We start from the raw sequence: 11,760 nt of genomic DNA on the forward strand, positions 1-11,760 counted from the left end.
CGTGGTGATGCGGGGAGCGCTGGTGCGCAGTTCCGATTCCGGCCATTGGAGGCGGCATGACTGAGGACGCAGGGAAGCACGCCGGGCCTGGCGGTACATCCGGTGGATTGGGTGAGTTCTTCCTGGGTCTGGCCCTCGTCGTCGGGGGCGGCTACTTGGTGCTCAATCAAGTCACTGTGCACACGGGGGTCTGGCAGATCTGGGGCTACAGCGGCTTCGGCCTGTCGCTGATTCCGCTCCTCGCCGGAATCGGTATCCTCTTCTTCAACGGCCGGTCGCCCGGGGGCTGGCTGCTGACGGCCGGCGGCGCGCTGATCATCCTGCTCGGCATCATCGTCAACCTGCGCATCTTCTTTCAGCCGACCTCTCTCTTCAACACGCTCCTGATGCTCGGAGCACTCGCAGCGGGCCTCGGGCTGATTGCCCGGTCGCTGCGGAGCCACTGACGGCAGCCCGCCATGCGCGCCGTCCACCAGGTGGTGAGCCGCGCGCCTGACGTTCGCCGAGGCGCGCCCGTGTTTGCGGGCACCAGGATCCCGATTCAGCAGTTGATCGACCACCTCGACCGGGGCGGAACCCTGGAAGCGTTCCACGAACGCTATCGCCAGTTGCCGCTCGACCTGCTGGCGGCCGCCTGCGCCCTTGGGCTCGAGCTCCTGGTCGGCACCGTGCCGATCGAGCCAGTGGTACCGCAGGGGTCGCTGCTGCCGCGCGCCGACGAGGGCGGAGTCGTCCTCAATGCCGACGAGCTGCGCGCCGATCAGGTCGTTGGCCGGCAGGTACGCTGTCCGGCCTGCCGCCAGCTCGTCTTCAAGTCATGGCCGGAAGGATGGGACGGCCACGCTGCGACGCGCTGCCGTGGTCTCACTGGACGGCAGCCGGGCAGCCGCAAAGCGGAGTTCAAGCGCCGCTTCGGCCACCTCTTCCGGTCCTGACGGACGGACCGGAACGACGCAACTGAAGGAGGAGCGCGGGTGGGGTTTACCTGGGTTGCCGTACTGTTTCTGTGGCAGGAGCCGATCGACCTTCGCCGGGTCGTGGAGCCTGGCCCGACGGCTGCCGAGCGACGAGGGGTAGCAGCTCAGGCGTCCTTCGAGCGCGAGCGACGGTTTCGTTTGCCGGCTACGGGTGGCGGCGGCGGACGCTGCGACGAGCGGATCGGTCGATTCTGCTACTGGTACGACGACCGTGACACCACCCTCCCTTCCGAACCGCTCTCCTTGCTCGACCTCCGCATGCGGTTGTTGGGCACACTGCGTGAGGCCGCTGCCGAGGAGCCGGAGAGCGCCTGGCTGACGGGTCAACTAGTGCGGTATCTCGTCGAGCACGGAGAGCGTGATTCCGCCGTGGTGGCGGCATCGCGTTGCGGTGCCAGCATCTGGTGGTGTGAAGCCGTCCTCGGCTTCGCGCTTCATGCCGACGAGCGCGACGAGGAGGCCGACACCGCCTTCCGCCGGGCCACCCGCGCCATGCCCGACTCGCTCCGCTGCGCCTGGACCGACTGGACCCGGATCCTCGAGCCCGGGCTGGCCAACCGCTACGGGGCGCTCGACTGTGCTGCCCGCCTCGAACTCAGCGACACTGTCCTCTGGCTGGCCAAACCGCTGCTGAGCCGTCCCGGCAATGTGATCCGCTCGGAACTCCTGTCTCGGCGGGTCGTTGCCGCGTTAGGCAACGTCAGCCGGTCGCCGTACGCGATATCCTGGGGCCGCGACATGGAGGAGCTGGTCCTTCGTTATGGCTGGTCGCGCCGGTTCTCGGTGGTCGACCATCGCTCCTGGTCGCTCGAGGGCCCGTCGGTGGTGGGACACCAGCGGGCACCGGCGTACCCGTTCCTTCCGGACCTGGCGCACCCCGACGATGGCGCTCCCTGGGTCGACCTCCTGGGGGCGGATCGACCGCGGGCGCGCTTCAGCCCTGGGTATATCGACCGATTCGAATCAACCGACGCCTTTCAGCTGGCGCGGTTTCCGCGAGGCGATTCATCCATCGTCGTCGGCGCCATCGACCCCGGGAGCCGTTTCGGCCGGGACAGTCGGTACGACGTTGCGCTGGCGGCCGGCGCCGGCCCCGAAAACGTCGCGGTAGAGCGCCATGACTCGACGGCCCGGCTGGCCGGTCTCCAGGTTGCGGTCGCGGGTGAGGTGCTCGCCGCCAGCGTCGAACTCTCCGCCGTCGGCGGGCGCCAGTTTCTCAGGGGTCGCGAGTACTATGCCCCGATCGATCGCGAGGCGCCGATCGTGCTGTCTGATCTGCTGCTTTTTGTGCCGGGTGATGGTCTGCCGTCGACCCTGCATGATGCGGCAGCCCTCGCGCTGCCCAGTAATCGTATCTCGCGCGGGACGCCGGTCGGGATCTACTGGGAGACGACGGGCGGCGCCGGCGACTCGACCGTCGTGGCCGTCTCCGTGGCGCCGGCCCGACGCGGCCTGCTCGGCCGGCTCGCCCGAGGGCTCAGCGTGGTCCGGAGGGATGCGCCCATCACGCTCGAGTGGACCGTCACAACCTCCCGTGCTGCCGCCACGGGACGTGCCTTCGAACTCGACCTCGAGCGACTCGCTCCCGGCCGCTATCACATCGTCCTCGAGGTCCAGGCTGGCGGTGCGTCGGCCACGGTGGACCGGGACATCCGACTGACCAACTGAAACGTGCGCCGCAGCGGGGCCGCCACCCTAACGCTGGCCGCCCAGGATGATATCTTGCATCAGCGGCAAGCCCTCGTATCCTGTCTTACCTCAACCTTCGCCTGTTGTCCTGGAGTCACCGTGGCCTCGAAATCGCTTGGAATTGCTGCACTGTTGCTGCTGACGGTTGCCACAGCCTCCATGGCTCAGCTGCCAGCCGACACCGTCACACAGGTCGATCGCATCTTTACCGCGATGAATCGGACCGACACGCCCGGGTGCGTCCTCGGTGTCGATCGCGATGGGCGCGAGCTCTACCGCAAGGGCTACGGCATGGCGAGTATCGAATTGGGGGCGCCCCTCACGCCGTTGTCGGTTCTCGAATCCGGCTCGGTCGCGAAGCAGTTTACTGCCGCCGTGATCGTAAAGCTCGCCGTCGAGGGCAAACTCGACCTCGACGATCCGGTCCGAAAGTACATTCCCGAACTGCCGGATTACGGCGCACCGGTCACGGTGCGCATGCTGATACATCACACCAGCGGGATCCGCGACATGTGGACTCTGTTCAACCTGTCGGGCGAAACAGTTGGTGAGAACCTGTTCACGATGGATCGTTCGCTGGCGATGGTCTACCGCCAGCGTGAGCTCAACTTCCCGCCGAACTCCCAGTTCCTCTACAGCAACTCCGGCTATCTCCTGCTGGCCGAGCTGGTCGAGCGGGTCACCGGGCGAAGCTTGGATGAGTACTCGACCAAGGAGATCTTCCAGCCCCTGGGCATGACACGCACCCGTTGGCGCAGCGACTGGAATCGAGTCGTTGCCGGCCGGGCTGGAGCGTACGAACCGAGCAGTGACGGGTTCGCCATCGCCGCGCCGTTCATGCACGTGTACGGAGCCGGCGGTCTGCTGACCACGGTCGGCGATCTGCTGATCTGGAATCGCGAACTCGATCGCGGCAGCCTTGCCGGGCCACGGTGGATCGAAGCGATGCATGCGAAGCAGCGGCTGACCACCGGCGCGGAAATCGACTACGCCTCGGGCATCATGATCGGCACCCATCGCGGTCAGCGGGAAGTCCAGCATAGCGGGGCAACTGGCGGGTATCGGACCTTCCTGGCGCGCTACCCCGACCGAGGCCTGTCGGTCGCGGTACTCTGCAATGTTGCCAACGCCAACCCTGTCGGGCTCGGTCGGCAGGTGGCCGGATTGTTGCTCCGGCTTCCCGAGGGAACCGCCCAGGCGCAGCAGGGGGGTGGTCCTGGTCAGGGCAGAGGTGCCGCGACGTCCGAAGCACGTTTCACCACGCCGCTCGCCGCGTTTGCCGGCTCATACTACAGCGATGAGCTCGACGTGACCTACGTCGTCAGCGTGGACGATTCGGTACTTGCTGTGCAGGTCCGGGGTGGCCCGAAGGCGAGGTTGACCCGGTCGTCTGATGATTCGTTTGCGCGCAGTGGGACGGGCTCGCTTCGCTTTACCAAGGGCAGGAACGGCCGAGTCGATGGCTTCGTGATGTCGGCTGGTCGGGTACAGAATCTCAAGTTCATCAAGAGGACCTCATGACAGCTCCGCGGTATGATCGCCCGGCGGCGGACGAGTACGCGCCGTACTACGAGCGCTACGTCGCCAAGGTCGGCAGCGGAGACCTGTTGTCTCTCCTGGCCAGCCAGACGACGGCGGTCAACGCGCTGCTGCAGACGGTCACCGACGAGCGGGCAGCCACAGCCTACGCGCCGGACAAGTGGACCATCAAGGAAGTGGTCGGCCACCTGATCGACGCCGAACGGGTCTTCAGCTATCGTGCTCTCACGTTTGCCCGGCTCGACCAGAACCCGTTGCCAGCGTTCGACGAAAACGCCTGGGTACCGCCGGCCCGGTTCAACGAACGCCTCTTCGTGACTCTCGTCGACGAGTGGCTGCTGGTGCGAAACGCGACCATTGCGCTGCTCGCCGGGCTTCCCGACGATGCGCCAACCCGTCGCGGTACCGCCAGCGGCCACGAAGTCTCGGTCCGGGCGCTGGCCTATATCATCTACGGCCATCTCGCACACCACCTCGAGATTCTGAAAACCCGGTACCTGAGCCCCGCCAAGTAAGCAATACTGCGGAAACGTGGCGGGCCGGTCACAGTCAGGTGACCGGCCCGCTTTTGGTTCCGATTCCGGGGTCCGTGGCCTATCATTGGAAGGTCTCCGTCCCCGGATGTCATGGACCCTCTGCGCCTGATCGCTCGTCTGGCTCTGTTGACGCTTGCCGGCGCGACGGTGCAGGCCTGTACCCCCGCGAAGTCGGTCCCCGATCCGGCGTTGCGACCAAGCCTCGTCGTGTTCATTACCGTCGATCAGATGCGGCCCGAGTACTTCACCCGTTATGCCGGCCAGCTGCAGGGCGGATTTGCCCGGCTGCTCGACGGCGGCGCCGTGTTTACCAACGCCCATCACGACCACGGCATCACCGAAACAGCGCCAGGACATGCCAGCCTCCTTTCCGGTCGCTTCCCGCGCAGCACCGGCATTACCCGCAACCTGCGCGGGGTCAGCGATACCAGTGTTCGCCTGATCGGCAGCAGTGACCTGCCGGCATCGCCTTTCCGGTTCCGGGGCACCACGCTGGTCGACTGGCTGGCAGCCGCCGAGCCCGCCTCACGGGTGCTGTCGGTCTCTGCCAAGGACCGCGGCGCCATCCTTACCGTCGGGCGCGCACGGCAGGAGGTCTACTGGTTTGCCGACAATGGCACTTTCACGACCAGCACCTGGTATCGCGACACCCTGCCCACCTGGGTCCAGGCCTTCAACGCTCGACGGATTCCCCAGAGTTATCTCGGCAAAGCCTGGACGCCGCTGCTGGACCGTTCGGCCTATCCGGAACCCGATACGGTCCTGTTCGAGTTCCCTGCCACGAGAGAATCCGCCTTTCCCCATCGGATTCCTGCGCACGATACCATCCTGGCCATGAATCGATACCGTTACTCGCCGTTCATGGACGAACTCACTGCGGCGTTTGCGCTCGAAGGAATGCGCAGGATCGAGCTGGGCAGCGGGCCGGCAACCGACATCCTGGCCGTCTCCTTCTCGGCAACCGACTACGTAGGGCATCGGTTCGGACCGGAATCGGTGGAGCAGCGCGATCAGATCATCCGGCTCGATCGGGTACTGGGCGCCTTCCTCGACACCTTATACCAGCTCCGGGACTCGAGTCGCATCATTGTCGCGCTCAGCGCCGATCACGGCGGAAGTCCTATTCCCGAGCTGCATGGTCGGCTGCGGGTCAGGATACGGCCCGCCATGACTGCGGCCCGCGCAGTCGTGAGCCAGGCCGGTGGCGATACTACGGCGCTCGAGATCGAAAGCGGCGCCTTTTTCGTCGATTCGACTCGGCTTGGAACGAACGCGATCACGGTAGACTCGATCGTCGCCGCCTTTGCGGCCGCGGCACGCAGTATCCCGGGCGTCCAGCGAGTCGATCGGTTCCGCGACCTTCGACGCCTCAACCTCGCTCGCGACTACGTGGCTCGACGCTGGCTGCAGATGTTTCCCCCGGACATGGAACCGGTTGCCGTCGTGACGCTCGGCGATGGCAACATGTATGACTATGGCGTGGCCGCCACCCATGGGTCGCCGCACCTGCAGGACTCTCACGTTCCGATGGTCTTCTACGGACCGCCCTTTGCCCCGGGCCGGTACGATCAGACCGTCCGCACCGTCGACATCGCGCCGACCTTGGCCCGTGTGCTCGGCGTATCACCTGCCGAGCCACTCGACGGCCGGCCGCTCATCGCTGCGCTCCGGCGCCCACGCTAGCCCGCCACCCTCACCCTGCGATCCATGACTCGTCTCTGCGTTCTGCTGATGCTGCTCCTCCCGTCCCTGACCGTTGCCCAGGCCCGCGACGCCGAACACGGCGTGCGCCCAACAGGACGCCTGGCCATTCGGAATGCCCTGGTGGTTCAGGGCAATGGCACCCCCGCAGAGGGCCCTTACGACATCGTGGTCGAGGGCAATCGGATCGTCGACATGGTGGCGCTCGACCCGGTTGCGCTGAGCTACGGTACCGCCAGGCGCCCGAGTGCCGACCACGAGATCGACGCCTCGGGCAAGTACGTGCTGCCGGGTCTGATCAATCTGCATGGTCACCTCCAGGACGAGCGCGCCGGCCGGCCGCAACCATTCGAGTATCAGTTCAAGCTCTGGCTTGCCTCCGGTATCACGACCGTGCGTGATGTCAGCTCCGGCGGCGATGCTCGCAAGTTCATCGATCTCAAGACGCGCAGCGCAGCCGGCACGCTCGAGGCTCCTCGCCTCTTCCTCTACAGCGGCTACACGCGCGGCCCCGCCATCCGCACAGCGGAACAGGCCCGGGCTCGGGTTCGGGAGGTCAAAGCGCTGGGCGTCGACGGCATCAAGATCGGCGGCATGGAACGCGATCTGATGGCAGCAATGCAGGACGAAGCGCGCAAGGTTGGCCTTCCGGTTGCCCATCACGTCGGCGTCGAAGAGACGACGGCGTGGGATGACGTCAATATGGGCACCCGAAGCATCGAGCACTGGTACGGCGTGCCCGATGCCGCCTTCCCCGAAGGGGTTCAGTCGTTTCCCTCAAACTTCAACTACAACGACGAAACCCACCGGTTCCGCTATGCAGGCAGAATCTGGCGCGAAGCAGATCAGGTCAAGCTGGGCAAGATCCTTCAGGCCATGGTCGACAGCAACGTGTCCTGGAATCCGACCCTGGTAATCTACGAAGCCAGCCGAGACCTGCAGCGGGCTCAGACCCAACCCTGGTTCAAGGACTACCTGCATCCGACTCTGGAGGAGTTCTTCAGACCCAACCCGGCCAACCATGGGTCGTACTTCATCGGGTGGTCATCGACCGATGAGACCTACTGGCGGGAGAACTACCGGATCTGGATGGACGCGCTCCGCGATTTCAGCCGGCGCGGCGGTCTGATCGGCGCCGGCGAGGACGCCGGGTTCATCTACCAGATGTACGGATTCGGGCTGATTCGAGAGCTCGAGCTGCACCAGGAGGCAGGGTTCCACCCGCTCAAGGTGATTCAGCATGCCACAGCGAACAACGCCAGGATACTCGGCCGCGAGTCGGAACTCGGCCGGGTCCGCGTGGGTTACCTGGCCGACCTGATCGTCGTCAACGGCAACCCGCTCGAAGACATGAAGGTGCTCTATCCGACGGGAACGACCGCGGTCGTCGACGGCAAGGAAGTCCGTTCCGGCGGAATCGAGTGGACCGTCAAGGACGGCATTCCGTACCACGGCCCGCGGCTGATGCGCGAGGTGAAGGATCTGGTGGCCGAGGCACGGTCATCAGCTGCGCAGAAGCGGTAGTTCTGTTGCAGCTCGCGGGTACCGCGATTCGGAGCAGAACGGCAGCTCCGGATCGCGGCTACTTGAGAAACGCCAGCAGTTCGGCTGCGGTTGCCCCCGGCAGCTCCTCGGCAAGGTAGTGCCCGCACTCAAGTGCCCGTCCCGTCACTGACGTGGCATGCTCCCGCCAGTCATCCAGCGGCTCGAAGCAGGTTTCCACCACACCATGTTTGCCCCAGAGCACCAGCAGCGGCGCACGAATCCGGCGACCGAGGTCGGCTTCATCGTGTTCGAGATCGATGGTGGCCGCCGCACGATAGTCTTCGCAGCTGGCGTGGATCGTGGCGGGGTTGCGGAAGGCGCGGAGATACTGCGAGAGCGCTTCAGGATCGAATGCGGCCAGCCCGCCGTGCCGGCTGCCGAGGTGGCGGGTCAGGAAGAAGTCCGGATCGGCGCCGATCAGCCGTTCCGGCAAAGGCGCCGGCTGAATCAGGAAAAACCAGTGGTAATAGGCCTCGGCAAAGCGACGATCCGTCTTGCGGTACATCGTCAGCGTCGGCACCACATCGAGCACCGCCCAGCGGCGGATCCGGCTCTCGTGATCGAGCAGCATGCGGTGGGCCACCCGGGCGCCGCGATCATGCCCCACCACGTCGAACCTCTCGTAACCGAGTGACCCCATGACCCGGATCTGGTCGGCGGCCATTTCCCGTTTGGAGTAGGCCCAATGCGGCGGCGACCCGCCACCGTCCGGCTTCCCGCTGGCGCCATACCCGCGCAGGTCGGTCGCCACCACGGTGAAATGCTCCGCGAGCTGGGTCGCTACCTTGTGCCACATGGCGTGGGTTTGCGGATATCCGTGCAGCAGGAGCAGCGGCGGACCTGAGCCCCCGACCACTCCATGAATCACCACATCACCGACGTCGAACCAGCGCGGTTCGAACCCGGGAAAAAGCGCCATGCCGACAGTCCTCGATCGACCATACCCCCCGTATCCGCCCCTGCGGATCGCGGTCCAGTAGCGAGCCTAACGACATCACGTCGCTACCGCCAGGGTGCAGTACGGGGGCAGCAGCGGCCCCAGAGCCACCCTGCCCCCGCAAGAATGTCGCCGCGCCGAGCGAGGTGGCGCGGTTCCTCGGCCTAGCGCCGCGAGTCGAAGGTCTGTTCGATCTGCGCCAGGACATCCTCCAGGTGCGCCCGCGTGGCACGATCGGCCGTCCGTGGCAAGGCTCGACGGATAGCCGCCTCCAGGGTCCGAAGCTCGGCAGCGAACGCGGCCCGGATGTCGCTCGTTACCCGGGCAGGAGCAAACTGCTGCGCAAAGAAGGCCGGCAGCCCGGCAGGCAGTTGAACCGGCTGCGGATTGATCTTGCTGCGCGCCTGAATCAGATAGCTTCGCTGCAGCTCGCGCCGGAACGGATCGATTGCCACTGACCCCGAGGTAAGCTCGCTCCAGACGCCCCCGCGCACGTCGGCCAGCAGCTCGGTCAGTGCGTACGCTTCGCGGGCCGACGGCGCCAGAGCTTCGAACTCGACCACCCGCTCCAGCCGCCGATCGTTGAAGAGCGCGGTGAGGACGCTCGACTGCGCAGCGTTGATGCGCCGAAGCGCCCCTTCGACCTCGATATTGCGAAGCACGTCGTCGACCAGGAAGAACCTGGGCGTTGCGAACGCATTGGCGTTGAGAAACTGCACCGCCTCTCGTTGACGCGCACGCGGCCACGGCTTGTACCGCTGACCAGCCTGCTGTCCACCATAGGTTTCCTGCGCATCGGCGCCGCCGACCATGATGGCCACGTGCCGCAGCTCGGTCGCCCACTGGCCGATCAGTCGATCATAGAGCAATCGCAGGTCATCATAACCCTCGCCCGGTCGGACAGCGGCCGGAATCAGGAGCGGGACGATCTGCTTGATACTCCTGATGCCCCATCCAGTCGCTTTGACCGGATCGGCATCACCGATGGCTTCGGTATGGTCGCCAGGATCCGCGCCGCGCGAGTCCGACATGTTGAATCGGTACCAGGGAATCGAATCCTGCTCGCGCGACCAGCGATCCAGCGTCGGCCATTCCTCGTCCGGAGTGCGGGCCGTCGGAATCGGCGTGTAGCCCCAGCGGGTGATGTACAGATCCCACGGACCGATCCGCGGTACCAGATCCTCGAGGGGAATCTTGTCCTCGGGCTGCGCCACATAGTTGAACCGGGCGTAGTCCATGATCGACGGTGAATGACCCATCCGCCGAATCCAACTCGCGCTGCGCAGCGAGTCGACCGGGTAGGTCGAGCTGCCCTTCTGGTCGTGCTGGTAGCCCAGCGTGTGACCCACCTCATGCGCCACGACGAACTCGACCAGGCGGCCCATCAGCGAGTCCGGGTACGGCCACATCCGCGCCCGCGGATCGAGATGACCGACCTGGGAGAAGTACCAGGTTCGCTGCAGCGTCATGATGTTGTGGTACATGTAGATATCGGACTCGATGATCTCACCGGTCCGCGGATCGTGCACGTTGGGGCCCTGCGCATTCTCGATCGTCGACGGCAGCCAGCGCACCACCGAGTACCGCGCATCCTCGGGAGCCCAATCCGGATCCTCGGCCGGTGATGGCGCATCCTTGGCGATGATGGCGCGTCGGAAGCCGGCTGCCTCGAACGCCTCCTGCCACTGCTCTACACCACGCCGGACGTAGGGTTTGAGCCAGTCGGGTGTCGCGGGATCGATGTAGAAGGTGATCGGCTTGACCGGTTCCGACATCGCGGCGTTGGGATCCTTCTTTTCGAGACGCCAGCGAACCAGGTACTCGCGGGTCTGCGACCGCTGCTCCGGACGCCCGTAGTCGATCTGCTGCAGCGTAAAGAAGCCGATCCGCTTGTCGGCCAGCCGCGGCATCATCGGCTGCTCGGGCAGCTTGATCATGCTCCAGTACATGCTGACCGACGCCGTGCCCGTCGCGGCGGGCGCAAACGGATTGGCCGGCGCCGCACCCGGCAGCTGCGGAGGCGGCGGAAACGTGATGGTCGCCTGAACATCGACGTTGGTCGGAAAGGCCAGCACCCGTTCGACGAACGAGCGACTCGGGTCGGGATTACCGCGGTACTGCGGCGCGCCCGGACCGAACTCCGGCGGGGGTGCCGTGTACAGCCGCGAGACATCGACGACCGGGGCGCTGTCGGGACCGAACGCCTCGATGTTGAACGCGGCTACGATGACATCGTTGTTGGAGTTGCGCACCGCCTGGTACATCGGATTGAGCGAGTCGGCGACGGTCGCATAGGAGACCGAGTGGAGCAGAATGCGGTTGTCGCGCTGCTCCCAGCGAAGCACGTGAGACCGGCCGAGCTGCTGGCCGCCGTACCCGACATTGAGCGGGGTCCGCGCGGCGCGGCTCACCAGCAGCAGCTCCTGATCGAGTTCCCGGCGCGGAATCTCGAAATAGAGCCGGCTGCCGATCCGGTGCGTCTTGAAAAGGCCGTCTCGCGTCGTTGCCTGGGGTGTAATGACCGATCGGTAGGGCCGAGGAGCGGGGTCGCCGCCAGGCGGCTGCGGAGCGGCCCGGCGAGTCGTATCCTGCCCCGGGGCTGGTGCGGCAGCCGTCTGGCCGGGACGCCCGTTGGGCTGGTTCGGCGTCGGGGCGGCCGCAGGGGCAGCCGGGCGGCAACCGGCGCCAAAGGCCGCTGTCGCCGCCAGGAAAAGGAGTGCCCGAACAGGCCTCAGGAACCCGTTCATCGGACGGTTCAGATCGGTTGGTACAGTCATGAGTTACCTCAGGCAGCAAACCCAGGGAACGGCGGATTGAGAAGGAGGGCCCGACCGAT

9 protein-coding genes are annotated in these 11,760 nt (G+C 65.8%); 7 read left to right on the forward strand and 2 right to left on the reverse strand.

The genetic code is table 11. From position 1 onward, the window contains the following. The first annotated feature begins 56 nt into the window (after window positions 1–56). The 7 genes from KF785_05610 (at window position 57) to KF785_05640 (ending at window position 7,966) form a co-directional block, all read left to right on the forward strand. Window positions 57–446 (forward strand): hypothetical protein, encoded by a 390-nt coding sequence (locus tag KF785_05610; protein ID MBX3146227.1) that lies wholly within the window; start codon window positions 57–59, stop codon window positions 444–446. Window positions 447–458: 12 nt separating this feature from the next. Then, window positions 459–935 (forward strand): DUF433 domain-containing protein, encoded by a 477-nt coding sequence (locus KF785_05615; protein ID MBX3146228.1) that lies wholly within the window; start codon window positions 459–461, stop codon window positions 933–935. A gap of 39 nt (window positions 936–974) precedes the next feature. Continuing rightward, the gene (locus tag KF785_05620) at window positions 975–2,645 is read left to right on the forward strand and encodes a hypothetical protein (protein ID MBX3146229.1); all 1,671 of its coding nucleotides are present in this window, start codon (window positions 975–977) and stop codon (window positions 2,643–2,645) included. A 120-nt stretch (window positions 2,646–2,765) separates the two neighbouring features. Continuing rightward, window positions 2,766–4,187, forward strand: coding sequence for a beta-lactamase family protein (locus KF785_05625; GenBank protein MBX3146230.1), 1,422 nt, complete (start codon window positions 2,766–2,768; stop codon window positions 4,185–4,187). Further along, a complete protein-coding gene (locus KF785_05630; GenBank protein ID MBX3146231.1) occupies window positions 4,184–4,720 on the forward strand; it encodes a DinB family protein in 537 nt (178 codons plus the stop codon). The genes KF785_05625 and KF785_05630 overlap by 4 nt, the downstream gene beginning before the upstream one ends. Before the next feature lie 111 nt (window positions 4,721–4,831). Beyond that, window positions 4,832–6,424, forward strand: a complete 1,593-nt coding sequence (locus KF785_05635) for an alkaline phosphatase family protein (GenBank protein MBX3146232.1) — start codon at window positions 4,832–4,834, stop codon at window positions 6,422–6,424. Between the two features lie 24 nt (window positions 6,425–6,448). Further along, complete coding sequence (locus KF785_05640) at window positions 6,449–7,966, forward strand: amidohydrolase family protein (GenBank protein ID MBX3146233.1); 1,518 nt, start codon at window positions 6,449–6,451, stop codon at window positions 7,964–7,966. Between the two features lie 58 nt (window positions 7,967–8,024). Here the strand turns inward: KF785_05640 and KF785_05645 are convergent, their stop codons facing one another. Both KF785_05645 and KF785_05650 read right to left on the reverse strand, forming a co-directional pair. Then, window positions 8,025–8,906 (reverse strand): alpha/beta hydrolase, encoded by an 882-nt coding sequence (locus KF785_05645; GenBank protein MBX3146234.1) that lies wholly within the window; start codon window positions 8,904–8,906, stop codon window positions 8,025–8,027. 182 nt (window positions 8,907–9,088) lie between these two features. Then, window positions 9,089–11,671, reverse strand: coding sequence for a zinc-dependent metalloprotease (locus tag KF785_05650; protein ID MBX3146235.1), 2,583 nt, complete (start codon window positions 11,669–11,671; stop codon window positions 9,089–9,091). Window positions 11,672–11,760 lie beyond the last annotated feature (89 nt).

This window comes from Gemmatimonadales bacterium (genome assembly GCA_019637315.1).
Classification (GTDB): Bacteria; Gemmatimonadota; Gemmatimonadetes; order Gemmatimonadales; family GWC2-71-9; genus SHZU01.